Source organism: Methylobacterium sp. D48H, assembly GCF_053345715.1.
Genome location: NZ_JBKFAP010000002.1, coordinates 439,599 through 458,109 on the forward strand (window position 1 = coordinate 439,599; position 18,511 = coordinate 458,109).

The 18,511-nt window shown below is 73.5% G+C and carries 15 protein-coding genes; 8 read left to right on the plus strand and 7 right to left on the minus strand.

Annotated features, from left to right (window positions below; genetic code table 11):
* Nucleotides 1-58: 58 nt before the first annotated feature.
* Nucleotides 59-550, plus strand: a complete 492-nt coding sequence (locus tag ACLBX8_RS08500; RefSeq protein ID WP_447714960.1) for a DUF6894 family protein — start codon at nt 59-61, stop codon at nt 548-550.
* On the opposite strand, the gene ACLBX8_RS08505 is transcribed toward ACLBX8_RS08500, so the two are convergent.
* Nucleotides 532-1,251 carry a Crp/Fnr family transcriptional regulator gene (locus tag ACLBX8_RS08505; RefSeq protein ID WP_447698592.1) on the minus strand — a complete coding sequence of 240 codons (720 nt, stop codon included), beginning with the start codon at nt 1,249-1,251 and terminating at the stop codon, nt 532-534. The genes ACLBX8_RS08500 and ACLBX8_RS08505 overlap by 19 nt on opposite strands.
* 449 nt (nt 1,252-1,700) lie before the next feature.
* On the opposite strand from ACLBX8_RS08505, the gene rpoN reads away from it, so the two are divergent.
* The 4 genes from rpoN to ACLBX8_RS08525 all read left to right on the plus strand — a co-directional run bounded on the left by rpoN (nt 1,701) and on the right by ACLBX8_RS08525 (nt 8,020).
* Nucleotides 1,701-3,275 carry an RNA polymerase factor sigma-54 gene (gene rpoN / locus ACLBX8_RS08510; protein WP_447698591.1) on the plus strand — a complete coding sequence of 525 codons (1,575 nt, stop codon included), beginning with the start codon at nt 1,701-1,703 and terminating at the stop codon, nt 3,273-3,275.
* Between the two features lie 75 nt (nt 3,276-3,350).
* Nucleotides 3,351-4,727, plus strand: coding sequence for a bifunctional UDP-N-acetylglucosamine diphosphorylase/glucosamine-1-phosphate N-acetyltransferase GlmU (gene glmU / locus ACLBX8_RS08515; RefSeq protein WP_447698590.1), 1,377 nt, complete (start codon nt 3,351-3,353; stop codon nt 4,725-4,727).
* A 146-nt stretch (nt 4,728-4,873) separates the two neighbouring features.
* Nucleotides 4,874-6,700, plus strand: a complete 1,827-nt coding sequence (glmS, locus tag ACLBX8_RS08520; protein WP_447714961.1) for a glutamine--fructose-6-phosphate transaminase (isomerizing) — start codon at nt 4,874-4,876, stop codon at nt 6,698-6,700.
* 168 nt (nt 6,701-6,868) lie between these two features.
* Nucleotides 6,869-8,020 (plus strand): M20 family metallopeptidase, encoded by a 1,152-nt coding sequence (locus tag ACLBX8_RS08525; protein WP_091927408.1) that lies wholly within the window; start codon nt 6,869-6,871, stop codon nt 8,018-8,020.
* A 4-nt stretch (nt 8,021-8,024) separates the two neighbouring features.
* Here ACLBX8_RS08525 and ACLBX8_RS08530 read toward each other — a convergent pair whose 3' ends face one another.
* Complete coding sequence (locus ACLBX8_RS08530) at nt 8,025-9,020, minus strand: aldo/keto reductase (RefSeq protein WP_447714962.1); 996 nt, start codon at nt 9,018-9,020, stop codon at nt 8,025-8,027.
* A 93-nt stretch (nt 9,021-9,113) separates the two neighbouring features.
* Here ACLBX8_RS08530 and ACLBX8_RS08535 point away from each other — a divergent pair, with 93 nt between their 5' ends.
* Nucleotides 9,114-10,001, plus strand: coding sequence for a LysR family transcriptional regulator (locus tag ACLBX8_RS08535; protein WP_100253689.1), 888 nt, complete (start codon nt 9,114-9,116; stop codon nt 9,999-10,001).
* Nucleotides 10,002-10,015: 14 nt separating this feature from the next.
* Here ACLBX8_RS08535 and ACLBX8_RS08540 read toward each other — a convergent pair whose 3' ends face one another.
* The 5 genes from ACLBX8_RS08540 to ACLBX8_RS08560 form a co-directional block, all read right to left on the minus strand.
* On the minus strand, nt 10,016-11,146 hold the full coding sequence (locus ACLBX8_RS08540) for a serine hydrolase domain-containing protein (RefSeq protein WP_447714963.1): 1,131 nt from the start codon (nt 11,144-11,146) through the stop codon (nt 10,016-10,018).
* A gap of 143 nt (nt 11,147-11,289) precedes the next feature.
* Nucleotides 11,290-12,267, minus strand: coding sequence for an FAD:protein FMN transferase (locus tag ACLBX8_RS08545; protein ID WP_447714964.1), 978 nt, complete (start codon nt 12,265-12,267; stop codon nt 11,290-11,292).
* Nucleotides 12,264-14,363 (minus strand): 4Fe-4S binding protein, encoded by a 2,100-nt coding sequence (locus ACLBX8_RS08550; RefSeq protein WP_447714980.1) that lies wholly within the window; start codon nt 14,361-14,363, stop codon nt 12,264-12,266. Before ACLBX8_RS08550 ends, ACLBX8_RS08545 begins: the two co-directional genes overlap by 4 nt.
* Nucleotides 14,364-14,680: 317 nt before the next feature.
* The gene (locus tag ACLBX8_RS08555; RefSeq protein ID WP_447714965.1) at nt 14,681-15,688 is read right to left on the minus strand and encodes a YVTN family beta-propeller repeat protein; all 1,008 of its coding nucleotides are present in this window, start codon (nt 15,686-15,688) and stop codon (nt 14,681-14,683) included.
* On the minus strand, nt 15,685-16,938 hold the full coding sequence (locus ACLBX8_RS08560; protein ID WP_447714966.1) for an ABC transporter substrate-binding protein: 1,254 nt from the start codon (nt 16,936-16,938) through the stop codon (nt 15,685-15,687). The genes ACLBX8_RS08555 and ACLBX8_RS08560 overlap by 4 nt, the downstream gene beginning before the upstream one ends.
* A gap of 217 nt (nt 16,939-17,155) precedes the next feature.
* Here ACLBX8_RS08560 and pedF point away from each other — a divergent pair, with 217 nt between their 5' ends.
* Together pedF and ACLBX8_RS08570 are read left to right on the plus strand one after the other, a co-directional pair.
* Nucleotides 17,156-17,584: a cytochrome c-550 PedF gene (gene pedF / locus ACLBX8_RS08565; RefSeq protein ID WP_244526752.1), complete on the plus strand. Its 429-nt coding sequence runs from the start codon at nt 17,156-17,158 to the stop codon at nt 17,582-17,584.
* A complete protein-coding gene (locus ACLBX8_RS08570; RefSeq protein WP_447714967.1) occupies nt 17,574-18,434 on the plus strand; it encodes a substrate-binding periplasmic protein in 861 nt (286 codons plus the stop codon). The genes pedF and ACLBX8_RS08570 overlap by 11 nt, the downstream gene beginning before the upstream one ends.
* Nucleotides 18,435-18,511: the final 77 nt, after the last annotated feature.

Genomic DNA, 18,511 nt, shown 5'->3' on the forward strand with positions numbered 1-18,511 from the left:
GACGCCGCGCGTGCGGCCGGACTGATCCGGCCCCGAACCCTCTGCACGAAAGTACGATATGGCCGGCGCGGTCGGCCCGGTACCCGTCGGTGCGCGAACTGCCGCAGCCGCCCTCGCGCGGGTTGCCCCCGCTCGGGCTGCCCTTGCGCGGGCCGCCCGTCTCGGCGGACAGTCGGCGGCCGGTAACCCGCGCGGCGTGGTTCGCGCCGATCTGACACGCCGCTCAGGCCCGCGACGCCGTTCCCGATGGCGAGGCACGCAGTCTTCGACGGGCGCCCCGAAGACCCCGCTGGCCGATCCTCGAAGGGGATGTGACCTGCCCCGCTTCTTCCTCAACGTCCGGCGGCACGGCACGCTGATCGCCGATCGGGAGGTCGACGAGCTGCCCGATCGGACGGCGGCCGAGCACCTCGCGCGCGACATCCTGCGCGAGATGCGCCGCCTGCCGCATGTCTACGGCGCGCCGCGCGGCTGGCGCGCCGACACCTTCGTGATCACCGACGAGGCCGGCGCGGTGGTGGCCGAAGTCCCCTACGCCAGCGTGCTCTGAGGCCGCCGCAGCGGGCCGATCAGGCGCTCGTACTCGGCCTCGGCCGGGCCGTAGGTCTGGCCGGCGGCCTCTTCCAGGCGGGTGCGACTCAGGACCCGGATCCGGCCGCGCCGGGCCCGGATCAGGCCGGCGCCCTCCAGGGTGTGGATCGCGACCGTGACGGTCGGGCGGCGCACGCCGAGCATGATCGACAGGAACTCGTGCGTCACCGACAGGTCGTCGCCGTCCTGCCGGTCGTGGTACATGAGGAGCCACCGCGCGAGCCGCTCCTCGGCGGGCGCGCCCGCGTTGGCGATCGCGGTCTGGGCGACCTGGACCAGGAAGGTCTGGACGTAGCGCAGCAGCAGGTTGCGCAGCGACGGGCTGGATTTCAGCGCGTCGCGCAGGGCCGGCACGGAGATCCGGCGCCCCCGGCCGGCGACCTGCATGAAGATCTGGTACGGGATCGTGTCGGTTCCGAGCAGCAGCGCCGGCGCGGCCATGCCGTCGCGTCCGAACAGGCCGATCTCGATGCGGCCGCCCTCTGCGAGGGTCGACACCACCGAGCACAGGCCGGTGTCGATGAAGACCGCGTGCGGGATCGCGGCGGCCGGCTCGACGAGCACTTTGCCGAGGGGCAGGTCGATCGCCTCCAGATGAGGCCCGAGCAGTGCGCCGTCCGCCTCGGATAGGGCGGCCAGAAGGCGGTTCTGATGCGGCATCGGCAAACGCGTACGCAGAGATCGATCGCCGCGCTCCGACTCTCGTGCGGGAACCGCGGCGCATCCCCGAGCCATGCTCGGATCACCACGCAATAGCGAGCGGATATTGCATCTAGCAGGGGAAGCGTCTGCAATCAGACAAAGCTTTAGGGACGGATTTCGGATGTCCTGGCAACCGCGCGCGGATGAATGCGCAAACCTTCCTTTAAGATCTGCCCGCAGACTGCCGGGTGCCGGATCGCGATGTGATCGGGATGTGATGGGGGTGCGGCGAGTCCCGAAGCGCCGAGCACTTGCCACGAGCACTTGCCAACAGCGGCGTGCACGGTCGCGCTTTGACGCGCGGGTCGGATCGCGTTACAGAAAGTGCGACGGAGCAAGCAAGAACCATGCCGTGAGCAGCGTGGCTCCGGCTGGCGAACCGCGCCGGAAGGGCATCGGGGCCTCGCATGAGTTTGGTGCAACGGCTGGAAGTGCGTCAGGGCCAGGCCCTGGTGATGACGCCGCAGCTCCTGCAGGCGATCAAGCTTCTCCAACTCTCGCACCTCGATCTCTCGGCCTACGTCGAGGCCGAGCTGGAACGCAACCCGCTGCTGGAGCGCGCCGAGCCGGACCTGCCGGGTGCGGGCGAATCCGCCGAATCGGGCAGCCATGCCGAGGAGGCGGGGACCGACGGCTTCGACGCGCCGGAGCCCGACTCGTGGCTCTCGGCCGACCTCAACCCGAGCCGCGGCGAGATCGAGAGCGACTTCGACACGCGCCTCGACAACGTCTTTCCCGACGAGAGCCCCGTCCAGGCGCGCGAGGCGGGCGGGGGCGACATGCTCTCGCTGACGCCGCCGCCCTACGGCAGCACCGGCGGCAGCTTCGACGCCGAGGCGCCCGATTTCGAGGCGACCCTCACGGCCGAGACCTCGCTGCGCGAGCACCTCGCGGGCCAGCTCGACCTCGCGACCCGGGAGCCGGCCGAACGGCTGATCGGCGGCTTCCTGATCGACGCCGTCGACGAGGCTGGCTACCTGCGTGAGACGGTGGAGGGCGTGGCCGAGCGGCTCGGCGCCGACCCGGCCCTCGTCAGCCGGATGCTGGCGCTGGTCCAGACCTTCGACCCGCCCGGGATCGCGGCCCGCGACCTCGCCGAGTGCCTCGCGATCCAGTTGCGCGAGCGCGACCGGTTCGACCCGGCGATGCAGGCGCTGGTCTCGCGGCTCGACCTCGTGGCCAAGCGCGACTTCGCGGCCCTGCGCCGGCTCTGCGGCGTCGACGACGAGGACCTCGTCGACATGCTGGGCGAGATCCGCCGCCTGGATCCGAAGCCCGGCCGGGCCTTCGGGTCGAGCGCCGTCGAGGTCCTGGTCCCGGACGTGTTCGTGCGCGCGGCGCCGGACGGTTCCTGGCTGGTCGAGCTGAACAGCGAGGCGCTGCCCCGGGTCCTGGTGAACCAGAGCTACTACGCCCGCGTCTCGCGCAACGCCGCCGCGGAGGGCGACAAGGCCTTCCTGTCGGAAGCGCTGCAGAACGCCAACTGGCTGACCCGCTCGCTGGAGCAGCGCGCCCGCACCATCCTGAAGGTCGCCACCGAGATCGTCCGCCAGCAGGACGGATTCTTCGTCCACGGCGTCACCCATCTGCGGCCGCTGAACCTCAAGACCGTGGCCGAGGCGATCGGCATGCACGAATCGACCGTCTCGCGGGTCACCTCCAACAAGGCCATCGGCACGAGCCGCGGGACCCTGGAGATGAAGTACTTCTTCACCGCCGCGATCCCCGGGGCGGCCGGCGCCGCCGCACACTCCTCCGAGGCGGTGCGCCACCGCATCAAGCAGCTCGTCGACGGCGAGACGCCGGACGACGTGCTGTCCGACGACGCCCTGGTGCAGAAGCTGCGCGGGGAGGGCGTCGACATCGCGCGGCGCACAGTGGCGAAGTACCGGGAATCCCTGCGGATCCCGAGCTCGATCGAGCGCCGCCGGGAGCGCTTCGCCCACGGGTCGGGCCAGCACGTCGCCCTGGCGCTGCGCTGATCGGCCCGGACGGGGTTGCGCCGGGCGCCCGTCCGGCCCATCCGTCTCGGCCCTCGATCGACGCTTGGATCTGCGATGACCCCGACCGGAACGCCCTCGCGCAGCCTCACCGCCATCGTGCTCGCGGCCGGGAAGGGCACGCGGATGCGCTCGGACCTGCCGAAGGTGCTGCACCGGATCGCCGGGCGCAGCATGCTCGGCCACGTCCTGGCCGCCGTCCAGGCGGCGGGCGCGGGCCGGATCGCCGTGGTGGCCGAGCCCGGCCGCGACGACGTCGCCGCCGAGATCGCGCGGGCCGCCCCCGGCGCCCGGGTCTTCCCGCAGGCCGAGCGCCTCGGCACCGCCCACGCGGTCCTGGCGGCCCGGGAGATCCTGGCCGACCCCGACGACGACGTGGTGATCGCCTTCGGCGACACGCCGCTGGTCTCGGCCGACACCTTCCTGCGCCTCCGCGCGCCCCTGGCCGACGGCGCCGCGGTGGCCGTGCTGGCCTTCGAGACGGCGACGCCCACCGGCTACGGGCGGGTGCTGACCGAGGGCGACCGCGTGCTCGCCATCCGCGAGGAGAAGGACGCGAGCGCGGCCGAGCGGGCCGTGACCCTGTGCAATGCCGGGCTGATGGCGCTCGCCGGACGGCACGCCCTGGCCCTGCTCACCCGCATCGGCAACGACAACGCCGCCGGCGAGTACTACCTGCCCGACGCGGTGGCGCTCGCCGTCGCCGACGGGCTGCCCGTCACGGTCGTGCCGGTGGACGAGGCCGAGGCGCAGGGCGTCAACGACCGGGTGCAGCTCAGCGTCGCGGAGGCCGCGATCCAGGCGCAGCTGCGCCGCAGCGCCATGCTGGGGGGCGCCACGCTGATCGCCCCCGAGACGGTGTTCCTCAGCCACGACACGGTGCTGGGACGCGACGTGATCGTGGAGCCCAACGTGGTGTTCGGCCCCGGCGTGCGGGTCGCGGAGGGCTGCACCGTGCGGGCCTTCGCGCATCTCACCGAGACCAGCCTGGAGGCGGGCGTGAAGATCGGGCCGTTCGTGCGGCTGCGCGGCCACGCCGTGCTGGAGGCCGGCGCGGAGCTCGGCAATTTCGTCGAGCTGAAGAACGCCCGGATGGGGGCCGGCGCCAAGGCCGCGCACCTCACCTATCTCGGCGACGCGGAGGTCGGCGCCAAGGCCAATATCGGCGCCGGCACGATCACCTGCAATTACGACGGCGTGCTGAAGCACCGGACCACGATCGGCGCGGGCGCGTTCATCGGCTCGAACTCGGCCCTGGTCGCCCCCGTCTCGGTGGGGGAGGGCGCCTACGTCGCCTCGGGCTCGGTGATCACCGACGACGTGCCGGCGGACGCCATGGCGGTGGCCCGGGGCCGGCAGGCGGTGAAGCCGGGCTGGGCCGGGGAGAAGCGCGCGGCGCTGCAGGCCGAGAAGGCGCGGCGCGGCAAGGCGTGAGGCCGGGCACGCCGCGCGGGCGGGGCTGGCCCTGCGCCGTGCCGATCCGGTAGAAGTCCCGCTCGGCCCCGCACGGCGCGGGGCGGCCCGGACCTTGCGCACGACCTGCGCGCGGCCATCCGGGCGCGACAGCGAGAGACACTCCTATGTGCGGCATCGTCGGCATCGTCGGGCGCGACGCGGTGGCGGGGCAGGTGATCGAGGCCCTGCGGCGGCTCGAGTACCGCGGCTACGATTCCGCCGGCATCGGCACCCTGGAGCACGGCCGGCTGGCGCGGCGCCGGGCCTCGGGCAAGCTGGTCAACCTGGAGGCCAGGCTCGCACAGGAGCCGCTCACCGGCACGATCGGCATCGGCCACACCCGCTGGGCCACCCACGGCCGGCCCAACGAGACCAACGCCCACCCGCACGCCACCAAGCGGCTGGCGGTCGTGCACAACGGCATCATCGAGAACTTCCGCGAGCTCAAGCAGGAGCTGGAGGCCGACGGCGTCGTCTTCGAGACCGAGACCGACACCGAGGTCGTCGCCCAGCTCGTCAGCCGCAACATGGATCGGCAGATGGGGCCGGTGGAGGCCGTGGCCGCCGCCCTGCCGCGGCTGCGCGGCGCCTTCGCGCTGGGCTTCCTGTTCTCCGGCGAGGAGAACCTGCTGATCGGGGCCCGCCACGGCGCGCCGCTGGCCATCGGCTTCGGCGAGGGCGAGACCTACCTGGGCTCCGACGCCCTGGCGCTCGCCCCGTTCACCGACGCCATCACGTATCTCGACGAGGGCGACTGGGCGATCCTGTCCCGCGGCGGCGCCGAGATCCGCGACGCGTCGGGCGCCACGGTCGAGCGCGCCCGGCAGACGATCGCCACGCAGGCCTACCGGATCGACAAGGGCGAGTACCGCCACTTCATGGCCAAGGAGATCCACGAGCAGCCCGAGGTGGTGGGCCGCACGCTCGCCCACTACGTCGACATGGCGCAGGGGCGGGTGGCGCTGCCCGAGGCGCTGCCCTTCGACTTCGCCAAGCTCAGCCGCGTCTACATCACCGCCTGCGGCACGGCCTACTACGCGGGGCTCGTCGCCCGGTACTGGTTCGAGCAGGTGGCCCGCCTGCCGGTGGAGATCGACGTCGCCTCCGAGGCCCGCTACCGCGAGGCGCCGCTGGAGAAGGACGGGCTGACGCTGGTCATTTCGCAGTCGGGCGAGACCGCCGACACGCTGGCCTCCCTGCGCTACGCGAAGTCGAAGGGCCAGCACACGCTGAGCGTGGTCAACGTGCCGACCTCGACGATCGCGCGGGAATCCTCCGTGGTGATGCCGACGCTGGCCGGGCCGGAGATCGGCGTCGCCTCCACCAAGGCGTTCTCGTGCCAGCTCACCGTGCTGCTCTGCCTCGCCATCGCGGCGGGCCGCGCGCGCGGCACCCTCGACGCGGCGGGCGAGCGGCGGCTGATCGACGGCCTGATCAAGGCGCCGGGCCTGATGGCCGAGGCGCTCACCCACGAGGCGGCGATCGAGGGTCTGGCCCGGGAGGTCGCGAAGGCGCGGGACGTGCTCTATCTCGGCCGCGGCACCAGCTACCCGATGGCGCTGGAAGGCGCGCTGAAGCTCAAGGAGATCAGCTACATCCACGCCGAGGGCTACGCAGCGGGCGAGCTGAAGCACGGGCCGATCGCGCTGATCGACGAGAGCGTGCCGGTGATCGTGATCGCGCCGCACGACGCGGTGTTCGAGAAGACCGTCTCGAACATGCAGGAGGTGGCCGCCCGCGGCGGGCGCATCGTGCTGATCGGCGACGCCAAGGGCGCGGCCGAGCACGGGCTCGACACGCTCGCGACCTTCACCATGCCGGCGCTCGACCCGACAGTGGCGCCGATCGTGTACGCGGTGCCGATCCAGCTGCTCGCCTACCACACGGCGGTGTTCATGGGGAAAGACGTCGACCAGCCCCGCAATCTCGCCAAGTCGGTCACTGTGGAATAGCCGCCGCCGATCGCACCCACGTCCGGTTCGGAAGCGGCGCCGTCTTTGCGAGCGGAGCGAAGCAATCCAGTCCGCGCTATGCTGCCAGAGGTTGCGCGACGCTGGGTTGCTTCGCTGCGCTCGCAAAGACGGTCTGCGCAATCCTGCTGACCCCGGTACGAGGCCCCCATGACCGCCCATGACACCGACGTCCTCCGCTGGCTCGACGGGCAGGAGGGCGCGATGCTGGCGCTCCTCGAGGAATTGGTGAACATCGATTCCGGCTCCTACGACAAGCCGGGCGTCGACGCGGTCGGCATCCGCATCGCGGAGTTCCTCGCCGGCCACGGCATCCCGGTGACCACGATCCCGGTCGACGGCTACGGCGACGCGCTGAAGGCGAGCGTGGCCGGATCGGGCGGCGGCAACCGGCCGGTGGTGCTCATGGGCCACCGCGACACCGTCTTCCCGAAGGGGGAGCCGGCCCGCCGGCCGTTCCGGGTCGCCGACGGCCGCGCCTACGGGCCGGGCGTCGCCGACATGAAGGCGGGCCTCGTGATGAACGCCTTCGTTCTGGCCGCCTATCACCGCGCCGGCGGCGCGCCGGTGCCGCTCGTCGGCCTGTTCACCAGCGACGAGGAGATCGGCTCGCCGGCCTGCCGGCCGATCATCGAGGAGACCGCCCGGGGCGCCCGCGCGGTGCTGAATTCCGAGCCGGGGCGGCCGACCGGCAACGTCGTCACCGGCCGCAAGGGCGGGGTGTTCATGCACCTCGAGGTGCTCGGCAGGGCGGCCCATTCCGGCGGCAACTACGCCGACGGGCGCAGCGCCATCCTGGAGCTCGCCCACAAGACCGTCGCGCTCCACGCGCTCACCGACCTCGACCGCGGCACCACGGTGAATGTCGGCCTGGTCTCCGGCGGCCAGTCGGTGAACACCGTGGCGCCCCGGGTGACCTGCGAGATCGACCTGCGCTACGTGACCCCGCCCGACCGCGAGGCCGCCATGGACCGGATCGCCGCGATCGTGGCCGGATCGACGGTGCCGGACACGACCGCGCATCTCACCATCAAGGGCGAGTTCCTGCCGCTGGTGCAGGACGAGGCCTCGCGGGCCCTGTTCGAGACCTACGCAAGGGTGAGCGCGGAGGGCGGCAACCCCGTCACCGGCGAGTTCGCCGGCGGCTGCGCCGATTCGGGCTTCACCGCCAGCGTCGGCTGCCCCACGCTCTGCGCCGTGGGCCCGGTGGGCGGCAAGGCCCACTCGCCCGAGGAGTACCTGGAGGTGGGAAGCCTCGTGCCGCGGGCGCGCGCGGTGGCCGAGACCATCGCGGCGCTCTGACGGCTCAGAGACCGACCATCGCCAGCCCGGCCGCGCCGTAGCGGTCGCCGGTCACCGCCTCGGCGGGCATCGCGTCCGCGATGGCCCGCAGGTCGGTCTCGGCCAGGACGAGACCGGCCGCCGCCGCGTTCTCCTCGAGGTTCCGGATCTTGCGGGCGCCCGGGATCGGCACGACGAAGTCGCCCTGGTTCAGCACCCAGGCGATGGCGAGCTGGGCCGGCGTGACGCCCTTGTCGCGCGCCAGGGCGGCGAGCGTGTCGAGCAGCCGCTGGTTGGCCGCGAGGTTCTCCGCCGCGAAGCGCGGCATCGTGCGGCGGTAATCGTCGGCGGCGAGGCTGTCGCGGTCGCGGATCGCGCCGGTCAGGAGTCCGCGCCCCAGGGGGCTGTACGGCACGAAGCCGATCCCGAGTTCGCGGCAGGTCGGCAGCACCTCGGCCTCGGGATCGCGGCTCCAGAGGGAGTACTCGCTCTGCACGGCGGCGATGGGGTGGACCGCGTGGGCCCGCCGGATCGTGGCAGCGCCGGCCTCGGACAGGCCGAGCGCCCGGACCTTGCCGGCCCGCACCAGATCGGCCATGGCGCCGACCGTGTCCTCGATCGGCACCGCCGGATCCACCCGGTGCTGGTAGAACAGGTCGATGACGTCGACGCCGAGGCGCCGGAGCGAGGCCTCGCAGACCGCCCGGACGTGCTCGGGCCGGCTGTCGACGCCGATGATCCGGTCGGGACCCTGGCCGGTCTCGGAGATCTTGAAGCCGAACTTGGTGGCGATGATCACCCGGTCGCGGACCGGCGCCAGGGCCTTGCCCACCAGCTTCTCGTTCTCGAAGGGGCCGTACATCTCGGCCGTGTCGAAGAGGGTGATGCCGAGGTCGACGGCGCGGCGCAGCGTGGCGGTGGCCTCGCCCTCGGGCTGGCCGCCATAGGCGTAGCTCATGCCCATGCAGCCGAGGCCGAGGGCGGAGGCGGTGAGTTCGGTTCCGAGTCGGCGGTGATCCATGCGGGCCTCCCGTGATGCGGGCCGGACTTCGCACGGGGCGCCGGCGGCGATAATCCGTGACCTGCGGCGCAGGCTGTTCTATGCGGCTCAACAGTGAGACGCGCCGACCTCCCCGCCCTGTCGCTCTTCGCCGCGGTCGCGGCGCGCCGGAGTTTCCGCGGCGCCGCGCGCGATCTCGGGCTCTCGGTCTCGGCGGTGAGCCACGCGATCAACGGCCTGGAGGCGAGCCTCGGCGTGCGCCTCCTCGCGCGGACGACCCGCAGCGTCGCCCCGACTGAGGCGGGCCAGCGCCTGCTCGACGGTCTCGAGCCCGCCCTCGCGGCGATCGCCGACGCGGTCGAGGTGGCGACCGCCGCGGAGCGGCGGCTCACCGGGACGCTGCGGATCTCGGTGCCGCGGTCGGCCGCCGAGATGCTGCTGGTGCCGCTCGCCGTCGCGTTCACCCGCGCGCATCCGGGCGTCGAGATCGAGATCCGCGCGCAGGACGGCTTCCGCGACATCGTCGCCGAGGGGTTCGATGCCGGCGTCCGCTTCGCCGAGAGCCTGGACCAGGACATGATCGCGGTGCCGCTCGGCCCGCCGCAGCGCGGCGCGATCGTCGCCGCGCCGGACTATCTCGCCCGCCACGGGACGCCCGCGGACCCGCAGGACCTGCACCGGCATGTCTGCGTCCGGCGCCGCTTCCCGAGCGGCGGCCTCTACCTCTGGGAACTCGAGAAGGACGGGATCGCCCAGTCGATTCCGGTCACCGGCACCCTCGTCCTCGACGATGACGGGCTGGTGGCCGAAGCGGCGCGCGGCGGCGCCGGCCTCGCCTACCTCTTCGAGGCGCAGGTGGCGGCCGACATCGCGGCCGGCCGCCTGATCCGGGTCCTCGACGCGTGGTGCCCGCCCTTCCCGGGCTTCTTCCTCTACTACCCGAGCCGCCGCCAGATGCGGCCGCTGCTCCGGAGCTTCGTCGACCACGTCCGGGGCCGCTAGCGCCGCCGGCCCGCCTACGGGCGCAGGGCCGCCACGAGGCGCAGCAGGAAGCCGTCGAGGGCCGCCTTGTCGATCCAGCGCAGGACCGCGACGAGGTCGTGCTCGGGATCGCACCAGATCACGTTGTTGCCCGCCCCGAGGGCGCTGAAGGCCGAGGCCGGCAGCTGCGGCTTGGCGGCCGCGCCGCGGTTCAGCCACCAGAGATAGCCGTAGCTGTCCAGCGTCGGGGACGGCGTCAGCATGGCGCGGATCCAGCGCTCCGAGAGCAGCTGCCGCCCGTTCCAGGCGCCGCCGCGGGCGACGAGGAGGCCGAAGCGGGCGTGGTCGTCGGCCCCGATGAACAGGCCGCCGCCCCAGTGGCCGCCGCCGGGGACCGACTGGACCCGCGCGCCGTCGACCGCGACCCAGGCCGTGTCGTAGCCGTGCCATGCCCAGTCGCGGGAGGCGCCGATCGGATCCATGATCCGCTCGCGGAGCACGTCCGGGAGGGCCCGGCCGAAGCGGCGCATCAGGCAGTACGACAGCAGGTTCACCCGGACGTCGTTGTACTCGTAGTAGGTGCCGGGGCGCCGCAGCGCCCGCGCCTCGCCCTTGCGGCTGTTGTCGGCGCCCGGGCCGATCTGCCGGAAATGATCGACCTGATCGGACTTGCCGAACAGGGTCCCCTGCCACTCGCTCGACTGCTGCAGGAGGTGGCGCCACGTGATCGCGCCGTTGTGCGGGCCGTCGAGGAGCGGGTCGGGTACGCTGTCGCGCACCGGCGCGTCGACGTCGGGGATCAGGCCGTCGTCGTGGGCGAGGCCGGCCAGCACCGCGAGGTAGCTCTTGGCGATCGAGAAGGTCATGTCCGGGCGGGCCGTGTCGCCCCAGGCGGCGACGCGCCGGCCGCCCTTCAGGATTACGCCCGCCGGGCCGCCGCGCGGGCGCACCGGCCCGTCGACGGTGCTCCAGGGCCCCGTCTCGTTCCACTCGACGATCCCGACGTAGCGCCCGTCGGGATAGTACAGGCTGCGCGGCCACGCGCTCTCGTGGGCCTGCGCGAACGCCACCGCGTCCGCGAGCCGCCCGGCATCGAGCCCCGCCGCACCCGGGTCCTGCTCCGCCCAGTCATCCGTCGGCCAGTACGGCCCGGTCGCTTCGGTCACGCGCGTCTCCTGACGGTCCTCTCCGGTCCGGGCGCATGCAGGGCCTGCGCCGCGGATCGGACCCTCCGTAGAGCCATCGGCCCCGCGAGGGCAGGGCGCGCGGGTGGGTTCAGGCCTCGCCCCGCACGACGGGGCCGGATGTGTCAGCCCTTCCCGGTGAAGCGCACGGCGCAGCCCGGACGGGCCGCGACGAGGTCCGCGCCGCGCGCGCGGCCCAGGACCATGCAGGCGGTCGACAGCCCGTCGGCGACGAGCCCCGTCGGCGCGGTGACCGTCACCGACGACAGGCCGCGCGGCGACCGGCCGGTGGCCGGATCGAAGATGTGGTGGTCGGTGCGGTCGTCCGAGAAGCTCATGTTGTAGTCGCCCGAGGTCGCGGCGAAGCCCGTGAACGGCGCGATGACCGCGGCGACCGCCCCGGGATCGCGCGGATCGGCCAGCCCGAGGCGCCAGGGCGTGCCGTCCGGATGCGCGCCGGCAGCACCGAACTCGCCGGTATCCACGAAGGCGTCGTCGATGCCGCGCGCCCGGAAAGCCGCCATGACCTGGTCGGCCGCGTAGCCCTGGATCAAGGCGTTCAGGGTCAGGGCCGTCCCGGGCTCCAGGACGATCCGGTCCGTCGCGACCCGCACGCGCTGCCAGCCGACCCGCGACAGGGCCCCCCGCAGGGCCTCCGCCCCGGGGCGCTCGCCGCGGGCGGCCGCGCCGGCCCAGACCGGCCAGAGCGGCTGGACGGTCGGGTCGAAGGCGCCGCCGGTCTCGGCCGCGAGGGCGAGGGCGAAGCGCAGCAGGGCGAGCAGGTGCGGGTCGGGCGCCTCGAGGGACCCGTCCCGGTTAAGGCGGGCCAGGGCGCTGTCGGCCCGGAACAGGCTGGCGGCCGCCTCCACGGCGCGCATCGCCGCGAACCCGTCGTCGAGCGCGGCCTCGACCGCGGACGTGTCGGGCCCGGCAGCGGTCAGGGCCACGGTGGTGCCGAAGGCGAGGCCGGCGCGGGTGCGCAGCGCCAGCCCGCGCGACGCCGCGGCGGCGCGGAACGCCGCGACGCCGCCGAGCGCGGCCAGCCCCGCGGCCCCGACGAGGAGCCGGCGCCGGGCCGGCGCGAAGGGCGGCGGCGCGCTCATCCGACGGTCACCGGCCGGGGCGCGGCGCGGCGGCCCCGCTTGCGCGCCACGACCTGCGGCACGCACTGCCCGGGATCGTGGATGATCGTCACGCACTCCATGCACTGGAAGCACTCGGCGTAGTCGACCCGGCCGGAGGGCGCGATGGCGCCGTAGCGGCAGCGGACCTTGCAGAGCTGGCACGGCGAGCCGCACTCCGCCCGGCGCGGGATCCAGTCGAGGACGCGGACCCGCCCGAGGAGGGCGAGGGCGCCGCCGAGCGGGCACAGGTAGCGGCAGAAGCCCTTGTAGACGAGCAGGTTGAGCACCAGCAGCCCGGCCGCGTAGGCAACGAACGGCCACGCCCGGACGAAGTACAGGGTGATGGCGGTCTTGAACGGCTCGACCTCTGAGACGCTGTCGGCGAGGGGCGACCCCGCGGCGGCGGCACCGAGGATGCCGGCCAGCACGACGTATTTCAGCGACCGCAGCGCCCGGTCGAGGCCGGGCGGCACCGCGACCGGGCGGATGCGCAGCGGCCGGGCGAGCAGCGCGACGAGTTCCTGCAGCGCGCCGAAGGGGCAGAGCCAGCCGCAGAACGTGCCGCGCCCCCAGGCGACCAGGGCGGCCAGCGCGAAGGCCCAGAGCACCAGCGAGGGCGGGTCGTAGAGCAGGAAGGCGAGGTCGTGGGTCACGGTGGCGGCCCGCACGAGGCCGACGAGGGTCACGATCGAGAGTTGCGCCTGCGCGTACCAGCCGACGAAGCCAAGCGTCAGCGCCAGGAAGCCGAGGCGGAAGAGGGTGAAGCGGCGCTGGTCCGCCACCAGCCCGCGCTGGCGGCTCAGGACCGGCACCAGCACCGCGAGCATCAGCCCGATCAGCGCGAGTTCGGGCGCCCGGGCCCGCCAGGGGTCGGTCCAGCTCGGCCCGTCATCGGGCCGGACCCGCGTGAACAGGTCGGCGGGCAGGGCGGTCTCGACCGTGAAGGTCCGGGCGATCTTCTCCGACAGGATCTGCCCGCGCTCGCGGACGATCGTCTCGGTCAGCACCCAGGGCGCGGACGGGTCGAAGCCGGCGGCCTGGTCGATCCGCAGGATCGTCCAGGGGCCTGGCGGCAGCCCCTTGGCGAGGCCGGCGTCGCGGCGCTCCACCGCCATGTCGCGGGCGTTCACGATCAGGCCGGCCTGGCCGATCGCCAGCCGGTCGGGGACGGCGCCCAGCACGAACCGGTCGCCGACCGGGTTCTCGGGCGCGTCCTCCGGCCCGGCGCTGACGACCATCACGGCGTGGTTGCCGGCGCCGAGCTCGCGCATGAGCGCGTCGTAGCGCGCCGGCCCCAGCAGGTTGCGGCCGATCGAGGGCGGGTCCAGGGCGGCGACGTAGAGGTCGGTCAGCACGGCGTCGGCCGGACCCTCGGACGGATCGGCCACGCCGGTACCCCGGAAGGCCGCGGCGGCGTCCGCGTTCGTGACCGTCAACCGCCGGACCCAGCCCCGGGCAAGAAGCTCGGCCAGCGACAGGGGCTCGTAGAGGTCGGGCTTCGCCTCGACCTTCAGGCCGACATTGGCCGCCCCGAAGCCGAGCTTCGCGCGGGCGACCGCCAGCGCCGAGGCCAGGATCGACTGGTTGATCACCCGGGTCGAGGCGGTCGCCATGGAGATGCCGTCGACGGTGGTCTGCGGCGCGGCGCCGGCGGCCCGCGCGTTGGGCCGCCCGACCCGGATCGCCTGCCGGGCCGAGAGGCCGGCATACTGCTCGACGAAGGCGAGGAGCGGCTCCGGGCCGAGCCCCTCGAGGAAGACCGGCTCGTGGTGCGAGAGCACCGTCACGTCCCGGAAGGTCCCGTCGGGGGCGAGCGCGATCAGCAGGTCGGGGGGCGTGCCCCCGAAGCCCGGGATCGGCGCGAGGTCGACGGATTCGAACGCGTAGGCGAAGACCTCGTAGGACCCGGCCTGCTGCTTCAGGATCGGCCAGACCGGGAGCCTGTCGTCCTTCTCGCCGACCACCAGCGGGGGCGGGAAGTGGCGTTCGACGCCCGCGCGATCGAGCTGGCCGGCCCGGGCCGGGAGGGTCGGCAGGAGCAGGGCGAGAAGGAGCAGCGCGGCGCGCAGGAGCAGGCCCGCGCCCCGGGCCAGGGCGGTGCGCGGCGCGGGCGGCCTGGGAGACGCTGCGCTCCGCAGCGGCCGCGCCTTATCCCTCCCTCCGCCCCTGGCCGCGTCGGTCGCCCATCCGGATCGAGCACGGACGCCGGCGGCAGTGCGCGACCGGGCCCCTGTCCCGTTCGGGAGAGGGTCGCGGTGAGGGATCGGGACGTCCAGGATTGAGCACGCTGTCGACGTGCGGGCCGGGAGAGCCTGTCCCGGATGCCGCACGTCCCTCACCCTGTCCCGCTTCCGAACGGGACAGGGGACCCGCGCTCCGGACTGCGGACGAGTCACGGCACCGCACCGGCGGCGCGCTCGTCCGTCGCCTGCGCCGAAGGCATCGGCCGCGCCGCCGCGCCCCAGGGGAAGCGGCCGACCTTCACGGTCTTGATCGGCCGGAACGTCGCGGCGTCGATCACCGTCACGTCGCCGGAGACGCCGTTGGTGGTGAAGAGCCGCGTGCCCGCGGCGTTGAGCGCGAGCTGCCAGACCCGGCGGCCGACCAGGATGTAGCTCTCCACCCGGTAGGTCGCGGTATCCACCACGGCGACCCGGTCGGACGGCCCCAGCGCCACGAAGGCGTGCCGCCCGTCCTTCGCCATCTGGATGCCCACCGGCTGGATCCGGTCGGCCGCGATCCCCTTCACGGCGAACTCGATCGTCGCGATCACCGCGCGGGTGGCGACGTCGATCACCGACACGGTGCCGCCGATCTCCGAGGACGCCCAGAGCCGGGACCCGTCGGCCGTGAAGGCGGCGAAGCGCGGCCGCTGCCCGACCGGCGTCGCGTCCACGGCCGCGAGGGTCTGCGTGTCGATCCAGTGGACCATGTTGGTCGTCTCGGAGGTCGTGACGGCCGTGCGCCCGTCCGGGCTGACCGCGACGCCCTCCGGCTCGATGCCGACGTCGATCTGCGCCAGCACCCGGCGGGTCTGCGCGTCCACCACCGTGGTGGTGGCGTTCTCCTCGTTGGCGATGAACAGGGTGCGCCCGTCGGGCGCCAGGGCGAACTGCTCCGGGTCCTCGCCCGAGGGCAGGTCGTGCCGCACCTGCCCGGTCTCCGGGTCGATCACCTGCACGGCGTCGGAGTCGCTGGCGCAGACGTAGAGCGACCGCCCGTCGCGCGAGAAGGTCAGCCCGCGGGGCCGACGGCCGACCGGGAAGGTGCGCAGCACCTCCAGGCTGTCGCCGTCGATCACCGAGACGGTGTTGTCGCGCTCGTTCGAGACGAAGATCTCTTCCGCCCGCGCGGGGCCCGCGAGGCAGAGCAGCAGCGCGAGGGCGGCGGGCCGGGTCATTCTGACGTCCCCGAGAAGGCGCGGCAGGCACTCTCGGGCGCGTCGAGGCCGAGCGTGTCGAGTTCCGTGCGGTGGTGGAGGAAGCCCTCGATCGGCGCCGTCGCGGTGACGGCCCCGGGCCAGAGCAGGAAGACCGGCTGGCGCAGTTGCCCGTCCCAGGCGCGGAAGCTCAGGGGGCGGCCCTTGAAGCCGCCGATCTCGAAGCCGGGCGCCGTCAGGGCGGCGCGGACCGTCGCGGGGTCGGTGCTGCGCGCCTTCACGGCCGCCTCGCCGACGACGTGCACCGCCATCCAGCCGGCCCAGTCGACGGGCCGCATGGCGCGGCCGGCGAGCTTCCGGAACCGCCCCTGGAGCTGGACGGCGGCCCAGGCCTCGACGGGCCGCCCCCAGGCGGCCGGCGCGAGGCCCTGCGTGCCGACGAGGGGCCGGGGCGAGGCGGTGTTGTAGTTGAGGCTCGCGCCGAACGCGCCGGCCTCGTCGGCCACCGCGACCACGTCGTGCTCGGGCCCGCGGGTCGGCAGGGCGAACTCGCGCAGGGCCGTGTCGCGGACGTCGCCGCCCTGCGGGTCGTAGCGCGACTCGGCGACGATCCGCGCGCCGAACTTCCTCGCGCTGCGCCGCAACGCCTCGGCGAAGAGCGCGTCGCCCGGCGCCGGACCGGTGACCAGCAGGATCCGGGACCAGCGCTTGAACGCCAGGAACTGCACCAGCGCGTCGGCCAGCATGGCGCGGGACGGCAGGACGTGGAGCAGGTTCCTTCGGCAATCGGCGTCGCGCAGGCGCGTGTCCGGGGCACCGATGTTGAGGAGCACGCTGCCCTTCGCCTCCGGCAGGTCGGCCAGGGCGAGGACGTCGGCGGCCGGGGCGTTGAGCACCACGAAGCGCCGGTCGGCGAGGTCCCGGAAGGCCTGGCGGATGTCGGCGCCCGGCTCGACGATCGTGGTGCCGAGGTCGAAGCCGAGGCCGAGGAACCGGCCGGTGGCGTTGGAATCGCGCAGGCCGAGTTCCGCGCCCTTGGCGCCCTCGTCGTCGGGGATCGGGTCCTCGTTGTTCAGCGGCGCCGGCCGCTCGACCCGCCGCTCCAGGTAGCGGATCGTCAGGGGCGGGCCCGCCGGCGCGGGCGCGGCCCGCCCCTGCGCGACCGGCGCCAGGGTCGCCATGGCCGCCACGGCCGCCAGCACGACGGCGCGCCGCAGGCCGGCCCATGGCCCGCCGCGCATCCCGGGCCGCCGCGCACCGGAGGACACCATCCCCGCCCGTCTCCTCCAGCCCCGCGGCGCTCGTCTTTGGCCGGGAGTCTAGGAGCGGAGTTGCGCCCTCCGATATTAGACCAAGGTGCACAAACCGGTTTCGATGCAGTGCAACACAAGTGGTGAATGGCGCTAATCTGGCCGATCCGTACCAAAGCATAATGGGTCCGCCGTCCGGTACTTGCTAACCGTCGTGCAACGACGACGGGAGGGGCGGATGCGCACGATGAAGACGGCGGCGGGCGGCGTGCTCGCGGCGCTGGGACTGGCCCTGGCCGCCGGCGGCGCCCTCGGGCACGGCGACGTCCAGCCCCAGCCGGTCAACACCGACGGCCTCAAGCCGCTGGGCGCCGAGTGGGTCGCCGAGAACCCCTACAAGGGCGACAAGCACGCCATCGCGATCGGCGCCTCGGGCTTCAACCAGAACTGCGCCCGCTGCCACGGCCTGGAGATGATCTCCGGCGGCCTCGCCCCCGACCTGCGCTACCTGCCGCAGGGCAAGGAGGGCGACGAGTACTTCGTCGAGCGCATGAAGCACGGCGCCGTCATCAACGGCGTGACCAAGATGCCGGCCTTCGAGGGTGTGATCTCGCAGGAGGGCCTGTGGGCGATCCGGAGCTACATCGAGTCGAAGCATGAGGAGTAGCGCGCGGCTCCTCCTCGCCTGCGGCTTGCTCGCGGCCCTCCGGTTCCAGCCGGAGGCGGCCGCGCGCCCCCTGGACCAGGTCGTGGCCGACGGCACCCTGCGTGTGGCGGTCTACGGCGACAACGCGCCGTTCTCCGGGGAGGAGACCGGCAGGCCCCGCGGCATCGACGTCGATCTCGCCCGCGCGATCGCCGACAGGCTCAAGGTGAAGCTCGACCTGCGGGTGGTCGACGCCGGCGAGAACGTCGACGGCGACCTGCGCCTGACCCTCTGGCGCGGCGACCTCGCCGGCACGCCGCTCGCCGACCTGATGCTGCACGTGCCGACCGACCGGCAGCTCGCCCTGCGCAACGAGCAGGTGTTCTTCACGGCGCCGTATTTCGAGCAGGAGATCGCCTTCGCGTACCGCAAGGGCGCGCTGGACGGCTTCGACAGTCTCGACGACATCGGCGACCGGAGCGTCGCGCTGGAGGGCACGGGCGCCGCCGACCTGATGCTGCTGACCGCCCAGGGCGGCCGCTTCCGCCCGAACCTGAAGCATTACAGGAGCTTCGAGGAGGCCGCGAAGGCCTACCTCGCCGGCGAGGCGCCGATCCTGGCCGGGAGCCGCGCGGCGATCGAGGCGGCGCTGTCCGCCGCGAAGGCCCCGAAGGACGACAACCCGATCGCCACGGTCCCGTCGACGGGGCTGGTGAAGACCCGCTGGGAGATCGGCGGCGCGGTGAGGATCGATTCCCGCGACCTCGCCTACGCGGTCGGGGACGCGATCACGGCACTGAACGCGGAGGGTCGGCTCAGGGCGATCTGCGAGAGCTACGGCGTCACCTACGCGCCGCCGAAGGGGTATTGAGCGCATCCGTCATCGCGAGCGCAGCGAAGCGATCCAGACAGCGCGCCATCGTGGGATGCTGTGCTGCCCTGGGTCGC

Excerpts from the sequence above, each read along its gene's own strand:
- ACLBX8_RS08545 (WP_447714964.1), bottom strand. The coding sequence starts at position 12,267 with ATGAGCGCGCCGCCGCCCTTCGCGCCGGCCCGGCGCCGGCTCCTCGTC.
- ACLBX8_RS08555 (WP_447714965.1), bottom strand. The coding sequence starts at position 15,688 with ATGACCCGGCCCGCCGCCCTCGCGCTGCTGCTCTGCCTCGCGGGCCCC.
- ACLBX8_RS08500 (WP_447714960.1), top strand. The coding sequence starts at position 59 with ATGGCCGGCGCGGTCGGCCCGGTACCCGTCGGTGCGCGAACTGCCGCA.
- pedF (WP_244526752.1), top strand. The coding sequence starts at position 17,156 with ATGCGCACGATGAAGACGGCGGCGGGCGGCGTGCTCGCGGCGCTGGGA.
- ACLBX8_RS08560 (WP_447714966.1), bottom strand. The coding sequence starts at position 16,938 with ATGGTGTCCTCCGGTGCGCGGCGGCCCGGGATGCGCGGCGGGCCATGG.
- ACLBX8_RS08505 (WP_447698592.1), bottom strand. The coding sequence starts at position 1,251 with ATGCCGCATCAGAACCGCCTTCTGGCCGCCCTATCCGAGGCGGACGGC.
- glmU (WP_447698590.1), top strand. The coding sequence starts at position 3,351 with ATGACCCCGACCGGAACGCCCTCGCGCAGCCTCACCGCCATCGTGCTC.
- ACLBX8_RS08530 (WP_447714962.1), bottom strand. The coding sequence starts at position 9,020 with ATGGATCACCGCCGACTCGGAACCGAACTCACCGCCTCCGCCCTCGGC.
- glmS (WP_447714961.1), top strand. The coding sequence starts at position 4,874 with ATGTGCGGCATCGTCGGCATCGTCGGGCGCGACGCGGTGGCGGGGCAG.
- ACLBX8_RS08570 (WP_447714967.1), top strand. The coding sequence starts at position 17,574 with ATGAGGAGTAGCGCGCGGCTCCTCCTCGCCTGCGGCTTGCTCGCGGCC.
- rpoN (WP_447698591.1), top strand. The coding sequence starts at position 1,701 with ATGAGTTTGGTGCAACGGCTGGAAGTGCGTCAGGGCCAGGCCCTGGTG.
- ACLBX8_RS08525 (WP_091927408.1), top strand. The coding sequence starts at position 6,869 with ATGACCGCCCATGACACCGACGTCCTCCGCTGGCTCGACGGGCAGGAG.